General features: G+C 73.6%; 14 protein-coding genes and 1 pseudogene. 10 read left to right on the top strand and 5 right to left on the bottom strand.

Annotation, left to right across the window (positions count from 1 at the left end):
- The first annotated feature begins 287 nt into the window (after positions 1 to 287).
- Positions 288 to 1,229, top strand: coding sequence for an SMP-30/gluconolactonase/LRE family protein (locus tag ACFY0O_RS36900; protein WP_388955280.1), 942 nt, complete (start codon positions 288 to 290; stop codon positions 1,227 to 1,229).
- Between the two features lie 31 nt (positions 1,230 to 1,260).
- On the opposite strand, the gene ACFY0O_RS36895 is transcribed toward ACFY0O_RS36900, so the two are convergent.
- Positions 1,261 to 1,839 carry a snapalysin family zinc-dependent metalloprotease gene (locus ACFY0O_RS36895; RefSeq protein ID WP_388955278.1) on the bottom strand — a complete coding sequence of 193 codons (579 nt, stop codon included), beginning with the start codon at positions 1,837 to 1,839 and terminating at the stop codon, positions 1,261 to 1,263.
- A gap of 493 nt (positions 1,840 to 2,332) precedes the next feature.
- Between ACFY0O_RS36895 and ACFY0O_RS36890 the strand changes: the two genes are divergently transcribed.
- The 3 genes from ACFY0O_RS36890 to ACFY0O_RS36880 all read left to right on the top strand — a co-directional run bounded on the left by ACFY0O_RS36890 (position 2,333) and on the right by ACFY0O_RS36880 (position 4,699).
- Positions 2,333 to 2,500 carry a hypothetical protein gene (locus tag ACFY0O_RS36890; RefSeq protein ID WP_388955276.1) on the top strand — a complete coding sequence of 56 codons (168 nt, stop codon included), beginning with the start codon at positions 2,333 to 2,335 and terminating at the stop codon, positions 2,498 to 2,500.
- 249 nt (positions 2,501 to 2,749) lie between these two features.
- A complete protein-coding gene (locus ACFY0O_RS36885; protein WP_388955274.1) occupies positions 2,750 to 3,169 on the top strand; it encodes a molybdopterin-binding protein in 420 nt (139 codons plus the stop codon).
- 57 nt (positions 3,170 to 3,226) lie between these two features.
- Positions 3,227 to 4,699: an aminotransferase class I/II-fold pyridoxal phosphate-dependent enzyme gene (locus ACFY0O_RS36880; protein WP_388955272.1), complete on the top strand. Its 1,473-nt coding sequence runs from the start codon at positions 3,227 to 3,229 to the stop codon at positions 4,697 to 4,699.
- Between the two features lie 25 nt (positions 4,700 to 4,724).
- On the opposite strand, the gene ACFY0O_RS36875 is transcribed toward ACFY0O_RS36880, so the two are convergent.
- Positions 4,725 to 5,726, bottom strand: a complete 1,002-nt coding sequence (locus ACFY0O_RS36875) for a PHP domain-containing protein (RefSeq protein ID WP_388955270.1) — start codon at positions 5,724 to 5,726, stop codon at positions 4,725 to 4,727.
- A gap of 95 nt (positions 5,727 to 5,821) precedes the next feature.
- Positions 5,822 to 6,001 (bottom strand): annotated as a pseudogene (locus tag ACFY0O_RS36870) (hypothetical protein); the annotation flags it as partial.
- Positions 6,002 to 6,101: 100 nt separating this feature from the next.
- On the opposite strand from ACFY0O_RS36870, the gene ACFY0O_RS36865 reads away from it, so the two are divergent.
- The 6 genes from ACFY0O_RS36865 to ACFY0O_RS36840 all read left to right on the top strand — a co-directional run bounded on the left by ACFY0O_RS36865 (position 6,102) and on the right by ACFY0O_RS36840 (position 10,250).
- Complete coding sequence (locus ACFY0O_RS36865; protein ID WP_388955268.1) at positions 6,102 to 6,656, top strand: isochorismatase family cysteine hydrolase; 555 nt, start codon at positions 6,102 to 6,104, stop codon at positions 6,654 to 6,656.
- A 214-nt stretch (positions 6,657 to 6,870) separates the two neighbouring features.
- Positions 6,871 to 7,470, top strand: a complete 600-nt coding sequence (locus ACFY0O_RS36860; protein ID WP_388955266.1) for a nucleotidyltransferase family protein — start codon at positions 6,871 to 6,873, stop codon at positions 7,468 to 7,470.
- Complete coding sequence (locus ACFY0O_RS36855) at positions 7,457 to 7,735, top strand: hypothetical protein (protein ID WP_388955263.1); 279 nt, start codon at positions 7,457 to 7,459, stop codon at positions 7,733 to 7,735. The genes ACFY0O_RS36860 and ACFY0O_RS36855 overlap by 14 nt, the downstream gene beginning before the upstream one ends.
- The gene (locus tag ACFY0O_RS36850) at positions 7,732 to 8,478 is read left to right on the top strand and encodes a metallophosphoesterase (protein WP_388955261.1); all 747 of its coding nucleotides are present in this window, start codon (positions 7,732 to 7,734) and stop codon (positions 8,476 to 8,478) included. The genes ACFY0O_RS36855 and ACFY0O_RS36850 overlap by 4 nt, the downstream gene beginning before the upstream one ends.
- Before the next feature lie 26 nt (positions 8,479 to 8,504).
- Positions 8,505 to 8,861: an ArsR/SmtB family transcription factor gene (locus tag ACFY0O_RS36845; protein ID WP_388955258.1), complete on the top strand. Its 357-nt coding sequence runs from the start codon at positions 8,505 to 8,507 to the stop codon at positions 8,859 to 8,861.
- A 105-nt stretch (positions 8,862 to 8,966) separates the two neighbouring features.
- Complete coding sequence (locus ACFY0O_RS36840) at positions 8,967 to 10,250, top strand: MFS transporter (RefSeq protein WP_388955256.1); 1,284 nt, start codon at positions 8,967 to 8,969, stop codon at positions 10,248 to 10,250.
- On the opposite strand, the gene ACFY0O_RS36835 is transcribed toward ACFY0O_RS36840, so the two are convergent.
- Both ACFY0O_RS36835 and ACFY0O_RS36830 read right to left on the bottom strand, forming a co-directional pair.
- Complete coding sequence (locus ACFY0O_RS36835; protein ID WP_388955254.1) at positions 10,201 to 11,898, bottom strand: hypothetical protein; 1,698 nt, start codon at positions 11,896 to 11,898, stop codon at positions 10,201 to 10,203. The two genes, ACFY0O_RS36840 and ACFY0O_RS36835, sit on opposite strands and share 50 nt — an antisense overlap.
- 1 nt (position 11,899) lies before the next feature.
- Complete coding sequence (locus ACFY0O_RS36830; RefSeq protein WP_388955252.1) at positions 11,900 to 14,611, bottom strand: hypothetical protein; 2,712 nt, start codon at positions 14,609 to 14,611, stop codon at positions 11,900 to 11,902.
- Positions 14,612 to 14,644 lie beyond the last annotated feature (33 nt).

Below are 14,644 nucleotides of genomic sequence, written 5' to 3'. Positions count from 1 at the left end.
CCCCTCCGCCTCCAAGGCCCCAACCCCGGCAGCGAGCCGGGCCAGCCGGTGAACGTCAGCCTGCCCGGCCAGGTCTCCTTCGACGACGGCGCCCGCGTCACCTACTGGATCCCAGCCTCCGGCCTCGCCCTGCGCTTCATCATGTCCTCCTGACCGGGCATCGGAGTGGCGCGCGGCGGCGTTGATGGCGTGGCTCTCGTGACGTCCGCGGTCGCTGCCTAGGGTCGGCGGGAGCAGGCCGGCACGACGGAGGGCTGCCGGCCGGTCACGGAACAGGTGGGTGAGTCGTGGAACGCATCACGGTCAGGCCGTACGAAGACGAACCCCCCGTCCCCACGAGCCGGATCCGGCGGCGGGTGGTCGGGCGGGCCGCCCTCGCCGGACTGCTGCTCCTGTGCGTGTCGCCCGCGCACACCGTGGACGCCGCCGAACCGCACGACGGGCACCACCCGCACACCGGCCGGCGGCTGTACGTGTCCGACTACGGCGACAACCGCGTGGTCACCCTGCCCAGCCACGGCGGGGGCGAGAGCGTCCTCGTCCTCGACGGCCTGCTACGCCCGACCGGTCTCGCATGGGACCGGTCGGGCAGCCTCTACATCGCCGACACCGGCAACAACCGGGTCCTGCGGCTGCTGCCGGACGGGGGCGGCGAGGTCACCGTTCCCACCCACGGGCTCTCGCGCCCGCTGGGCCTCGCCGTCGACGCGTCCGGCGACCTCTACATCGCCGACAGCTTCAACGACCGCGTCGTGAAGGTGGCCGCCGACGGCAGCGGCCAGACCACGGTCCCGGCCACCGGGCTGTTGCACCCCTGGGGACTGGCCCTGGCGCCCGGCGGGGACCTCTACATCTCCGACTTCGTCAACGACCGCGTGGTCAGGGTGTCCTCCGCCGGCGGCCAGACCACCGTCCCCACCGACGGGCTCTCCCAGCCCACCGGGCTCGCCCTGAGCCCGACCGGAGACCTGTACGTCTCCGACAGCGGCAACAACCGCGTGGTCAAGGTCGCGGGCGGGGGCGGCGCGCAGACCACCGTGCCCTTCACCGGTCTGAACAGCCCGCTCGGCCTGGCCCTTGACCACCGCGGCACCCTCTACGTCGCCGACGCCTTCCACAACCGGGTGCTCCGCCTGCGCCCGAACGGCACCCAGACCGTGCTGAACCCCACCGGCCTCAACACCCCCACCGGCCTGGCCTTCCCGCCGCGCACCGGCGCAGACGGGTAGCTCCGGTCCGCACCCTTCCCCGTGGGGCTGGTCAGGGGGCGTCGACGAGGACCCGGCCGTCGGTCGGCCCGGCGGCTGCCAGGCCGTTGGCGTAGGTGTTCTGGACGCGGGTCCGCTCCGCCGCGTCGGGCACGGGGTTGGTGCAGGCCGTTCCGGCGCTGGATCCGGACATCAGCTGGGTGCACGGTCCCGGCTTGGTGTCCGGGAGGCCCAGGCTGTGGCCCAGCTCGTGCGCCGCGATGCGCGTCTTGTCGTACCCGTCGCCGACGGCCTGCGCGCCGAGTTCGACCCGCACCTGCCGCCCCGGGCGGACCGGTCCGAGGGTCGCCTGCGGCCAGCCGGTGGTGGCCACGATGAGGATCTCGGCCCGGACCCCGGGTGCGGCCTTGACCAGCCGCACGGTGCCGACGTTCGCGTTCCAGGAGGCGACCCCGGCCGCGATGGCGGCTTCCCAGCCGGCGGCCCGGCTGTCGTCGTAACGGAGCGTCACGGCCGCGGTGGTGGCGCCGGGGGTCGCCGCGGTGGCGGGTGCCGCGGTCGCGGCGGTCGCGGCGGCGAGGACCAGCGCGGCGGCGGAGGTTCCGGTCTTCAGCCGGGTACTCGGGGACATGGTGGTGCCCTTCGTGTGTGGGGGCCCGGCCCCTGGGGCGGAGCCGGGGCGTCGGAGGCGCCGCCACCGCCCGCCGGTGGCCCGGGCGTTCGGACAGCCGCCCCTCCGGAGCTCTAAGACGGTAGCCCCGGGCTCGCCCCGGTCGTCATGCACCTGCCAGCCATTTCGGAGGTGCTCCAGCCGATGCCCGGTCGGCGGGTCGGCGGCATGCGGCGAACGCGGGCCGGGCCCGCCGAGCGGCGTCCGGAGCGGCTCCGTGCCAGGTGTCCGCCCCGGCGCGGCGCCCTTCTCGCCCCGAGGCCCGAAGTCCCCTGTCAGCGTGACCGCATGCGCGTTCTGGTCATCGGCGGCAGCGGCTACGTCGCCGGCCTGACCTGCCCGCCCTCACGACCCGGCACGAGGTCACGGTCCTCGACCCCGTCCCGGCAGCGGTACCGGAACCCACACCCACATCACGGCATCCGCCACCGACCCGGCCGCGCTCACCGCCGCCATGGACGGCGTCGACGCCGTCCTGCGCCTGGCCTGGCCGACCACCAACCAGGCCTGGCCCGCCTGGGCCGTGCCCGGCCGGCCTCCCAGGAGCCACACCGAGGACGGCGCGCCGGTCCACGCCCTGGCCGCCGACGACCTGCTGCGCTGGGAACCCCGACGCCGCTGACCGCGCCCGCCCGTCGGCCCGTGGCGGAATCCCGCTTTTCCTCGCGGCGTGAGGTTGGCCCGCAATTTCGCCGTCTCAGGTCGTGAGACCTTTCGGAATAAGCCAAGGGGATTCGGCTATTCGGTTGGCGGATGAGAGGTGCCGTCCTTGGCCGGTTTTGCCTTCCTGTAATGTCGGCCGCAACGCAGATCACACACCGGGCTGCGCAATTTCCGTCCCTCTTTTCTTCTTCTGTGAGGCGTGGTTTTCATGACCCTGTCCATCCGCAACCAGATGGCCGGAACCGTCACCTCGATCACGGCCGGCGAGGCCATGTCCTCGGTGAAGGTCCGGCTGGAGGGCGGTCAGGAGATCACCGCGGCGATCACCACCGACGCCGCCAAGGAGCTGGGTCTCGCGGCGGGCTCCGCGGTCAAGGCCCTGGTCAAGGCCACCGAGGTGTCCCTCGCCACCGCCGCCGTCTCCGGCGTCTCCATCCGCAACCAGATCCCCGGCACCGTCGTCGACGTGGCCGCCGGCCCGGCGATGGCCTCCGTGAAGGTCGACGTGAACGGCGGCGGCCTGACCGCGGCCATCACCGCCGACGCCGCCCACGACCTCGGCCTCGTCGCCGGTACCCCCGTCGTCGCCCTGATCAAGGCCACCGAGATCTCCCTCGCCGCCGCCTGATCCACCGTCACGTCCCGCGCCCGTTTCCGTGGTCTCGCGGTGGGCAAGCGGGCAGGTATGGATCAGTCGAAGACGCCCGTACTGGACGCGCTGGCCGACTACCACGCATCCGGCCAGACGCCGTTCACGCCGCCGGGACACAAGCAGGGGCGCGGGGCCGACCCGCGCGTGCGCGCCGTGCTCGGCGACGCCGTGTTCCGCTCCGACGTCCTGGCCACCAGCGGCCTGGACGACCGCACTTCCTCCCACGGGGTCGTCGAGGAGGCGCAGGCGCTCATGGCCGACGCCGTCGGCGCCGAACACGCCTTCTTCTCCACCTGCGGCAGCTCGCTGTCGGTGAAGTCCGCCATGCTCTCGGTCGCCGGCCCGCACGAGGAGCTGGTGGTCGGACGGGACGCGCACAAGTCCGTGGTCGCGGGGCTGATCCTGTCCGGGATCCGCCCCGTCTGGGTCGACCCGCAGTGGGACGCCGAACGGCACCTGGCCCACCCGCCGTCCGCCGAGGCGTTCGCGCGAGCGCTGTCCGCACACCCCGACGCCCGCGGCGCGCTCGTCACGACCCCCACCCCCTACGGGACCTGCTCCGACCTGGCCGCCATCGCCGAGGTCTGCCACCGCCGCGGCGTGCCCCTCATCGTCGACGAGGCGTGGGGCGCCCACCTGCCCTTCCACCCCGACCTGCCCACCTGGGCGATGGACGCCGGCGCCGACGTGTGCGTCACCTCGGTGCACAAGATGGGCTCCGGACTCGAACAGAGCTCGGTCTTCCACCTCCAGGGCGACCTGGTGGCCCCCGAAGTACTCAAGGGCCGCGAGGACCTGCTGGGCACCACCAGCCCCTCCGTCCTCGTGTACGCGGCCCTCGACGGCTGGCGGCGGCAGATGGTCGAGTACGGCAAGTCCCTGTACGACGACGCCCTCGCGCTCACCGGACGGGTCCGCGACCGGATCTCGCGGATCGACGGCCTGCACGTCCACGACCGCGCCGACTTCTGCGGCCCCGGCAAGGCCACCGACCTGGACCCCCTCCAGATCATCATCGACCTCAGCGCCTGGCAGGTCACCGGATACCGCGCCGCCGACTGGCTGCGCCGCACCCACCGCATCAACCTCCACGTGTCCGATCACCGCCGCATCAGCGCCCAGTTCACCCACGCCGACGACGACCACACCGCCGGCACCCTGATCGCCGCCCTCACCGACCTCGCCGCCCACGCGCCCGAACTGCGCACCGGGCAGCCGGTGTACGTCCCCGATCCGGCCGAACTCAGGCTGGAGCAGGCGCTCCTGCCCCGGGACGCCTTCTTCGGCCGTACCGAGCAGGTCCCCTGGGAGCGGGCCGCCGGACGCATCGCCGCCGAGATGCTCACCCCCTACCCGCCCGGCATCCCGGCCGCGCTGCCGGGTGAACGCCTGACCACGGACGTGCTGCGCTACCAGCGCACCGGAGTCGAGGCCGGCATGGTCGTGCCCGACGCCGTCGACCCCGAAGCCACCAGCGTCAGGGTCGTGCGCGAGGACGCCGGCTGAACGGCCGGTCCGGCCCGGCGGGTGGTCACCGCCGGCGGCTTCCGTGCTCCAGCAGACGCCCGAGCGGCCAGGTCGTGATCAGCCGGTCCGCCGGCAGGCCGGTCCGTGCCGCGCGGGCGTAGCCGGTGCTCTGCCAGTGCAGTTGCTCCGGGGCGTGGGCGTCGGTGTCCACGGCGAAGAGGCAGCCCGCGGCGGCGGCCAGCGCGAGCAGGTCGTCCGGCGGATCGCGCCGCTCGGGCCGGCAGTTGATCTCCACGGCGGTACCGGCCTCCGCGCAGGCGGCGAACACGGCCTCGGCGTCGAACCGGGACTGCGGGCGGCCCCGGCCGGTGACGATCCGTCCCGTGCAGTGCCCCAGGACGTCGACGCGCGGGTTGCGCACCGCGGCCAGCAGGCGGGCGGTCATCGGCCCGGGCTCGGAGCGGAGCTTGGAGTGCACGGACGCCACGACGACGTCGAGCCGGCCGAGCAGGTCTTCCTCCTGGTCGAGCGAGCCGTCGTCCAGGATGTCGCACTCGATGCCGCTCAGCAGCCGGAAGCCGGGCCCCAGCCGGGCGTTGACGGCGGCCACGGCCCGCAGCTGGCTCCTGAGCCGGTCCGGGCTCAGTCCGTGGGCGATGGTCAGGCGCGGTGAGTGGTCGGTCAGCACGGCCCACCGGTGGCCCAGGGCGTGGGCCGCGTCGGCCATGTCCTGGATCGGGCTGCCGCCGTCCGACCAGTCGGAGTGCAGGTGGCAGTCGCCGGTGCTCGCGGCCGCGAGCTCCCAGCCGGCGCGGGCGTCCGGGCCGCCTTCGGCCTCCAGACGGGCGAGATAGCCGGGCACCGCGCCGGCCGACGCCTGGGCGATCACCTCGGCGGTGACCGGACCGACCCCGCGCAGGCGTCCGGCCCGCGCGGCGTCCACCGGACCGGGGGGCAGGTCGCGGACGGCGTCGGCCGCCGTGTGGAAGGCCCGCACCCGGTAGGGGGACGCCCCGCGCCATTCGAGGAGGAAGGCGATCCGCCGCAGGGCTTCGTCGGGCGTCACGGCAGTGCGGCTTCACCGGTGGCGGGGCGGGGCATTCCGGTCTCCTTCCGGCTCCGGGCTCACGGCCGTCAGGCGGAGGGTGGGCAGGCGACGGCCTTGCCGTAGGTGAGCACGCGGCCCTCGTCGTCGCTCTCGCCGATTTCGGCGTCCAGGCGTTCGAGGACACGTTGGGCGACGCTGGCCAGCAGGTGCGAGCTCGACGGCTTCGGTGACGGCGACAGTGAACAGACCAGCGAGACGGCGGGCAGCGGCGTGGTGTCGGTCGTGGTGTCCATGGGGCGCGGCTACCCCGATCATCGCCGCGTACCCGGAGGCCCGTCCGCGATTGGGTCCCGGCGGCGCGGGCAGGCGCCCGGCGTGACGGGAGGCGGTGGTATGGGCCGGACGGCACTCATCGTGATCGACATGCTCAACACCTACGAGCACGAGGACGCCGAGGTGCTGGTGCGGTCCGTCCGCAAGGCCCTCCCGGGCGTCGAGACGCTCCTCGAGCGGGCGCGCGACGCCGATGCGCCGGCCGTCTACGTCAACGACAACTTCGGGCGCTGGCGCTCCCACCACGGCGAGATCCTCGAAGCCGCCCTCGCGGGCCGCTACTCCGACCTGGTCGAGCCGGTCGCGCCCGACGAGGACGCCCTCTTCGTCGTCAAAGCACGGCACTCGGTCTTCTTCGAGACCCCCCTGGCCTACCTGCTGGGCCAGCTCGACGTGCAACGGGTGGTGCTGTGCGGGCAGGTGACCGAGCAGTGCGTGCTCTACTCGGCCCTCGACGCCCACATCCGCCACCTCGACGTCGTCGTGGCCCTCGACGCGGTCGCCCACATCGACGCCGGCCTCGCCGAGGCGGCCCTGCGCATGATGGAGCGCAACATGGCGGCCGAGCTGCGCCCGAGCCTGGAGATCAACTTCGACGACGCCCCGCCCGGCTGACGGGAGGCCGGGCGCCTTCGATCCCGGGCCGCGGGACGCGCGGGTTTGTGCCAGGGTGGCAGGGGGCACGCGCCTACCGGAACCGGAGACCGGGGAACGCGGTCCCGGTACAGAGTCCGCGCTACGGATCGGACAGGCCATGAACGCCCACCCCACCGGTGCGGGTGCACGACCGCGCACCGCCCGGGGAGACGCGGCGGCGGGGAGGTGAGCCGTGAGCGAGTCGGGCCTTCCGCGTGATCACACGCAGGCCATCCTGGAGACCACCAAACGGGTCGGCGCGCTCCTCAAGGAGGCCGGGGTGCCGTTCGCGCTCGCCGGAAGCGTCGCCGCCTTCGCCCACGGGCTGCCGGCCGGCTTCCGGCACGACACCGACTTCTGCCTGCGCCGCGAGGACGCGCCCGCCGCCGTGGCCGCGCTGGCCGAAGCGGGCATCACCGTCGTCGACGCCCCCGAGGACTGGCTGATCAAGGGCCGCGACGGCGACGAGGAGATCGACCTCATCCTGGACCTCGCGGGCCGGCCCGTCGCGCACGAGCTCCTCCAGCGGGCGGACGTCCGCGCCGTGGACTCCGTACGCATGCCCGTCCTCGCCCCCACCGACCTCATGGACAGCCGCCTGACCGCCCTGTGCGAGCACTACTGCGACTTCGCCGAGCTGCTCCCGATGGCCCGGATGCTCCGTGAACGCATCGACTGGCCGCTCCTGGACCGACGCCACCGCGACCAGCCCCTGCCCGACGCCTTCCTGTACCTCCTCGAACGCCTGCAGGTGATCGAGCCCCGAAAGCAGGCCCGCCATGAGCACCCCTGACCCCGCCGGCACCGCCGCCGGCGCACTGCCCGAGTACCGGGCCCAGCACCTGCGTGACCGGCTCGCCCAGGAGGACATCGCCGAACTCGGGGTCCGCGTCGAGTTGCGCGGCCCCACGGTCCTCGTCTGGGGGCCGGTCTCCAGCCGGGACTGCCGCGAAACGGTCCTGCGCATCGCCGCGGAAGCCCTCCACCCGCTCGACTGGCGCCACGACCTCACCGTCGTCAGCGCCCGCCCGCCCGACCGTGAGGAGGACCTGCCGTGATCCGCGTCGCGGCCGTGGGCGACATCCACCTCGCGCCGGGCTGCGAGGGCACCCTCCGGCCGGCCTTCGAGACGCTGGGGGACCACGCCGACCTGCTCCTCCTCGCCGGTGACCTCACCCGCCACGGCACCCCGCCGGAAGCCGCCGTCGTCGCCGGGGAGGTCGCCGGCCTGCCCGTCCCCGTCGTGGCCGTTCTCGGCAACCACGACCACCACGGCGAGCAGGCGGGGGAACTCGCCGCCGTCCTCGCGGAGGCGGGGGTGACCGTGCTGGAGGGGGAAGCCGTCGTCCTCGACCTCCACGGCACCACCGTGGGGGTGGCCGGGGCCAAGGGGTTCTGCGGGGGATACGCCGGCCGCTGCGGCAGCGACTTCGGCGAGCCCGAGATGAAGGCCTTCATGCGGCACTCCCGTACGTGCGCCGACGGGCTGCGCCGAGCCCTCACCGACCTGGCGCAGGCGCGCACCGCCCTGCGGATCGCCCTGACCCACTACTCGCCGGTGCCGGACACCCTGGCCGGCGAACCCCCCGAGATCCACCCGTTCCTCGGCAGCTACCTCCTCGCCGAGGCCATCGACGAGATCGGGGCCGACCTCGCCGTCCACGGCCACGCCCACCTGGGCACCGAGCACGGCACCACGGCCGGCGGGGTGCGGGTCCGCAACGTGGCCATGCCGGTCATCGACCGGGCCTACGCCGTCTACCACCTCACCCCGCGCCCACCCGGCGACCCCGCCCGGTAGGCGCGCGCCCGCCCTACGATGGGCGGATGACCTCAGGCACACCTGGAGCACCTGCGCATCCCTCGCAGAGCGGGGCGGGCGGGGAGCGGCTGGTGGTCGCCGCCTCGATCCTGGCGCTGCTCGCCGACCGCACCCGCCTGGCGCTGCTCCAGCGGCTCGGCGAGGGCGAGGCGGACGTCACGACGCTCACCGAGGTGTGCGGCGCCCCCCGCCCCTCGGTCAGCCAGCACCTGGCCAAACTGCGCCTCGCGGGTCTGGTCGCCACCCGCAGGGACGGGCGCCGGGTCGTGTACTCGCTCGGCCACGGCCACCTGCGCCGCCTCGTCGGCGAGGCGCTCAGCGCCGCCGACCACCGGATCGGCTCCCTCCCGCCCCACGACTGACCGGCCCCCCTCGGGCGGAGCGGTGCCCGGGCGCTGATATGTGCATGCTTGCGCACGCGTTGTCTACGATGGGACCGCCCCCATCCGTCGGACCTGGGCGAGGCCATGTTGTCCGTGCTGCGCAACCGCACCTACCGGCGACTGTTCACGGCCCAGGCCGTGGCCCTGACCGGCACCGGGCTGGCCACGGTCGCCCTGGGCCTGCTCGCGTACGACATCGCGGGGGAGGGCGCCTCCGCGGTACTGGGGACCGCACTGGGGATCAAGATGGTCGCCTACGTGGCCATCGCCCCGCTGGCCGGCGCGTTCGCCGCCCGGATGCCGCGCCGGACCCTGATGGCGGGGACGGACCTCATCCGGGCGTCGGTCGCCCTCGCCCTGCCGTTCGTCTCCCAGGTCTGGCAGGTCCACCTCCTGGTCTTCGCCCTGCAAGCGGCGTCGGCCGCCTTCACCCCGGCCTTCCAGGCCACCATCCCCGAGGTGCTGCCCGCCGAGCGCGACTACACCCGGGCCCTGTCGATGTCCCGGCTCGCCTACGACCTGGAGAGCCTGGGCAGTCCCGCGCTGGCCGCCGGCCTGCTGACCCTGGTCTCCTACGACTGGCTGTTCGCCGGAACCGCCGTCGGCTTCCTCGCCTCGGCCGCGCTGGTGTGCTCCGCCGTGTTGCCCGCGCCGGCGCCCGTGGACCGCGTCGGCGGCGTCCGTGCGCACGCCGTCTCCGGCCTCCGGCTGTTCTGGGCCACCCCGCGGCTGAGGGCGCTGCTCGCCCTGGACCTCGCGGTCGCCGCCTGCGGAGCGATCGTCTTCGTCGACACCGTCGTCCTGGTCCGCGACCACTTCCACCGCTCGGCCGGGGCCGTCTCCCTCGCCCTGGGCGCCTACGGGGCGGGTTCCGTGCTCGCGGCCCTGCTCCTCCCCCGCCTGCTGCGGCGGGCCGGTGACCGGGCCGTCATGCTGACCGGCGCCTTCGCCCTGCCGGCCGTGCTCGCCGCCGTCGCCGGCCTCGTGGCGGGCGCACCCGGCGACGGGGCCTGGTGGGCGCTCCTCGGGGCGTGGGCCGCGATCGGCGCCGCCTGCTCCGCCGTCCTCACCCCGGGCGGCCGGGTGCTCCGCCGTTCCGCCTCCGACGAGGACCTCCCCGCGGCCTTCGCCGCCCAGTTCTCCCTGTCCCACGGCTCCTGGCTGCTCACCTACCCCCTCGCGGGATGGCTCGCCGCCGCCGCGGGACTGCCCCTCACCGCCGCCCTCCTGGGCGCCGTCGCGCTCGCGGCCTCCCTCGCCGCCGCCGTCCTGTGGCCCGCGCGGGACCCGGGACACCTCGAACACACCCCGCCGCCGTTCAGCCGGCGCGCAGTTTCGCCGCGTGGCCGAAGCCGAGGGCAGCCGTGAAGCGGTGGATCAGGCGGGGGTCGCCTGATTCCAGGGGGAAGAGGGGGAGGACGCCCTCGGGCCGGGTCGGGGCGCGCAGAAGCTTCGCCCGGTAGAACGCGGCCGTCCAGCGGCCGTCGTCGGAGTGCCATTCCTCGGCGAGTCCGGGCAGCGCGGCGGCCTGGTGGGGAAGCCGTGCCAGGGCGGCGAACCGCCGGTGCGCCGGGGCGTCCCCCAGGGTGTGCTCCGAATGGTAGAGGCGCATGCGGCGGTCGTTCCCCGCACCGAACCACTGGAGGAGGTGCTGCTCGTAGTCGGCCGTCCTGATGCCCGTCTCACCGGTGTTCAGCGCCAGGTCGAGGTCCCACCATTCGCGCCAGACCGCGCCGAACGCCGCCGCGTCACCGCCGAAGAGGTGGCGCGGGAAGTGGTGGGGGAGGGAGATCTCCCGGCGGGTCAGGAGCGGGTGGATGCCCATGATCGCGCTGCTGAACCCGCAGACGGTGACGTTGCGCAGGGCCGGCGGGGGCGTGGGCACGGAGCCGGAGCGGCGCGCCGTGGGGAGCGGGGGCAGCGAGCCGACCGGGGCGGTGCTGCCCTGCCAGCGGCTGAAATCGGTGCCGGAAGGGCCGTAGCCGAAGCGGTGCAGGAAGTGCGTCACCTCCAGCAGGAGGCGGTGGAGGCCCTCCTGGGAGTTGAACGGCTGCCAGGCGAGCCTCTCGTTGTCCCTGCCCGGGGGCAGCGCCGGGACGATGGGGACGACGAGCACGGCCGGGCGGCCCGAGACGTGCTGCGCCTGCACGAGGTTGAGGTCCCGCAGCATGTGCCGGTAGCCCACGACGACGTACGGCTGGTCGGCCGGGGTGTCCTTCTTGACGGTGTAGGGGTAGTTGGTGCGGAAGGGGTAGGCGGAGAGCGGGAACCCGTCCGTCTCGGTGGAGGGGGTGAAGTAGCAGACGACGTCCGTGCCGTCGGCCGCGGCCGGCGCCGGGGGCGGCTTCGGTGCCCAGACCGCGACCAGGAAGCGCGGCTGCGGCGGGCGCGCGTCGTCGTTGCCGCCGTACTCCAGCCAGAGGAAGCCCCCGGTGTCCGCCAGAACCACCACCTGGTCGGTGGTGCGCAGCCGGTCCCAGCCGCTCTGGCCGGAGCGGGCCGGAGCGGCGTCCGTGAGCGTGCGGACGGTCACCTTCTCCAGCCACAGGGGCGTCTCGGGCGGGGGCGGGTTGTTCAGCACCGCGTACCTCCGGGGCTGACCCGACGCCTCCCGGAAGAAGACCCCCGGCTGGTCGCCGCGCGCCTTGGTGCCGGTGTACGGGGGCGCCGTGAGCGGTGACTGGCGGACGCGGCCCAGCTCCATGGTGAGGCGGAGGTCGTCCCCGTCCCGGGTCACCGAGACGCCCCGGTTGTCCCAGTACACGGGGGCGTCGGGGTTGCGGGTGAGGGTGACCGACTCCGGCACGTAGTCGGGGTGGGCGACCTCCAGGTCGATCCGGCTCCACTCCTGCGCCGGCACCGCCCGGGTGACGGGCCGGTCCAGCGGGACGCTGATGAGCTGGGTCACCGGCCCCCGCGCGTCCGTCCACGTCAGCTTCACCTCGGCCGCGGTCCCGGCCTGCGGCGGGCGGCCGAGGACGTCGGCCGCGGCGAAGGTGAGGCGGGTCGTGGCCATCTCAGAGCTGCATCCCGGTCTTCGGGTCGTAGCGGACCTCGGTGGCGACGATCTGATCGGTCGGCATGACCTCGATCCACTGGTCGAAGACCTGGAAGGGCTCGGTGCCGTCCGCCTCGAACCCCTCGCCGAGCGGATCGAATCCGCGCTCGTAGACCTTGTCGGTGGGCAGGTAGTTCACGGGCGTGCCGTCCGGAAGCCGGTCGCTGACCTTCGCCCGCGACTTCTGCCAGTCGCCGCCGACCACCACGGCCAGATAGCGGATGGCGTCGTGCACCGTCAGCGCCTCGGCCGGCAGGTCGCGGTAGCGGGCGGTGAGCGCCGGGTCCTTCCACGGGTACCGCTTGAGCACCAGCAGCATCCGGGCGCGTTCGCCCGGCACCGACTCGGCGTACAGCGAGTCGAGTCCGTCCGTGCCCTCCACGCCGGCGTTGGCCAGCCAGTCCAGCGCCTCGAACTCGTGCCCCTGGCGGATCGGGACGACGGCCTTGACCCAGGGGGCGTTGAGGAAGGCGTTGCGCAGGTTGTCGCCGTCGAGCTGGAGCAGCCAGCCCAGGGAACTCCCGAGCCTGGCGGGCCGGGAGCCGGCGGTGATGTAGTAGTCCGCGCCGGCGCCGCCGGTGCGGCCCCAGCCGACGACGGCGCTCTTCTCGAACTCCTTCTCCGAGGTCCCCGAGCCGTCGAAGCCCAGGTTCTCCTTCACGGCGAGCTTGTTGGGCACCCACCACTCGGGGGCCACGAAATACAGCATTCGGTCGACGTCGAAGAACGTCTGGACCAGCTCCGCCATGATGTGCTGGGTCTGGCTGCTGACGCCGGACAGCCCCTTGCCCTTGAACAGCTGGCGGACCAGGCTGCGGTACACGACGATCTGCTCCTCCGCGCGCAGATCCTCGAAGCGGCGGGGGCTGATGCCCGCGGCCAGCTCGACGCGTTCCTGGGCGGCCTTGAAGAACGCCTCCTTCGCCAGCCGCTCCTTCTCCTGGTCGACCTCCTTGAGGCGCTCGGCGTTGACCTTGTTCACCTGCTCCACGTAGGCCGAGGTGGGGCCGTAGTTGACGGTGAAGCGGTAGGGGAACATCTCGCCGTCGTCACCGCTGTGTCCGGCGATCCGCAGCCTCAGCCGGTTGCTGCCCTCCGCGAACGGGCTGACCCGCAGATCGGCGACGTTGCTGCTCAGCCACTGCACGTTGGTGTGGCTCTTGTACTCGTACCCGTACTTCGGATAGAGCAGGAGGTCCGCCAGCGCGTCGTCGAAGTAGTCGTCGTCGGGCCCCTTGTAGGTGCCTTCGACGGTCTCCTGGTACTGCTCGGGCATCGGTACGAGCTGGGCGGGCTGGACCTGGCCCTGCGGGGGCTGCGCGAGGTGGACCAGCTCGGCGACCCCGAGTTCGTCGCCGGGCCGGTCGATGTAGGTCTGCCAGCACAGCTGGGTGCCGATCTCCTGGACCTGGACCCCCACCTGGCGCATCTTGCGCCGCAGTTCGTAGTTGACGAGCTTGTCGGTGGTGTTCTGCAGGAGGTACCTCTTGCTGGAGGTGTCCGTGGTCTCCACGACCGTCTTGAACGTCGACTTGAGGCTGCGTTTGATCTCCGTGGACAGCTTGATCGTCTGCTGGCGCAGCTGCTTGTGGGTCTGCTCCTTGGCGGTCTTGCGCGCGTCCGCCGAGTCGTAGCTCGTACGGGCGGTGGCCTGGGTGTTGAAGACCCCGAGCTTGCCGCTGGTGCTCGCCTCCAGGCTCACCCCGAACTTGCTGCTGCTCTGGTTCTCCTCGCTGACCGAGGCCGACAGTTCGTCCTCGGACCGGCTCTCCTGCTCGCCGCGCCGGCTGACCTCCTCGGAGGCCTCCGTGGTCCGTTCGGTGAGGGTGCGGCGCGTGGAGACCTCGATCAGCTCGACCGAGGCGCCGGGGCTGAGCCAGACGTGCTGGACCGGGGGGCCGAGGAACGAGTCGAACTCGAAGAAGTACTGGCGGAAGAGGTGGACGACGCCGAGCGGGGACAGCGATGCCTCGGGCAGGCCTGCGGTGGTGGTGGCGGCCGCGCCGCGTGCTCCCGGTGACACGGGGGGCCCGCCTCCCAGCAGTCCGGCCAGGGCGTCGACCTCCGGCACGCTCACCCGGTGGCCGGCCGTCGCGAACACCGCGTGCAGCACGTCGTAGCGGCCGGAGGCCTGCAGGTTCTTCAGCGCCCCCGCGACACGGGACTCCTGGGCCGCGGCCAGGGCCGTGGAGTCGGCGGCGGCGACGGCCGAGGGCCGGCCGTCGGACGCGGCGTGGACGATGACCCCGCCCTGGGCGATCTTCTCCTCCGCGAAGCGAAGCAAGGCCGCGAGGCCGTCGGGTCCCGGCCCCACGAGACGGTCCCAGACGGCCGGATCGGTCAGGTCCGCCTTCTTGATCCGGGCCAGGAGTTCCCGGGTGACCAGCGAGTCGAGGGCGCCGGGCAGGGCGGAGGCGACCGAGGGCACCGGGGCGCCCGGCTCGATCGTCAGGGCGGGTGCGGCGGCCGAGGCGGAGCCCGGGGCCACCGTGTAGGAGGGGCGCATGTTCTCGGTGAGCGCCGCCGCGAGCGAGCGGCGCATGGCGGGGCCCGTGGTGCCGAACCGCTCGGCGAGCCGGGCCGAGCGCCACCCGAGGAGCGGCTGGTAGACCCCGTACAGCTCGGAGGCGTACGGCAGGGAGCCCTGGAACTTCGCGAAGTTGACCTTCATCTGCTGACTCCCGCCTCCCCGACGCGGGCCGCC

This window comes from Streptomyces sp. NPDC001594, assembly GCF_042893675.1.
Lineage (GTDB): Bacteria > Actinomycetota > Actinomycetes > Streptomycetales > Streptomycetaceae > Streptomyces.
The sequence above is the reverse complement of the archived record's forward strand: the minus strand, read 5'-3'. Positions and strand labels throughout refer to the sequence as shown.

What these genes read in the sequence shown, in the direction of transcription:
- ACFY0O_RS36865 (WP_388955268.1), top strand. Translation starts at nt 6,102, where the DNA reads ATGGGCCGGACGGCACTCATCGTGATCGACATGCTCAACACCTACGAG.
- ACFY0O_RS36895 (WP_388955278.1), bottom strand. Translation starts at nt 1,839, where the DNA reads ATGTCCCCGAGTACCCGGCTGAAGACCGGAACCTCCGCCGCCGCGCTG.
- ACFY0O_RS36890 (WP_388955276.1), top strand. Translation starts at nt 2,333, where the DNA reads ATGGACGGCGTCGACGCCGTCCTGCGCCTGGCCTGGCCGACCACCAAC.
- ACFY0O_RS36840 (WP_388955256.1), top strand. Translation starts at nt 8,967, where the DNA reads ATGTTGTCCGTGCTGCGCAACCGCACCTACCGGCGACTGTTCACGGCC.
- ACFY0O_RS36835 (WP_388955254.1), bottom strand. Translation starts at nt 11,898, where the DNA reads ATGGCCACGACCCGCCTCACCTTCGCCGCGGCCGACGTCCTCGGCCGC.
- ACFY0O_RS36830 (WP_388955252.1), bottom strand. Translation starts at nt 14,611, where the DNA reads ATGAAGGTCAACTTCGCGAAGTTCCAGGGCTCCCTGCCGTACGCCTCC.
- ACFY0O_RS36885 (WP_388955274.1), top strand. Translation starts at nt 2,750, where the DNA reads ATGACCCTGTCCATCCGCAACCAGATGGCCGGAACCGTCACCTCGATC.
- ACFY0O_RS36855 (WP_388955263.1), top strand. Translation starts at nt 7,457, where the DNA reads ATGAGCACCCCTGACCCCGCCGGCACCGCCGCCGGCGCACTGCCCGAG.
- ACFY0O_RS36845 (WP_388955258.1), top strand. Translation starts at nt 8,505, where the DNA reads ATGACCTCAGGCACACCTGGAGCACCTGCGCATCCCTCGCAGAGCGGG.
- ACFY0O_RS36880 (WP_388955272.1), top strand. Translation starts at nt 3,227, where the DNA reads ATGGATCAGTCGAAGACGCCCGTACTGGACGCGCTGGCCGACTACCAC.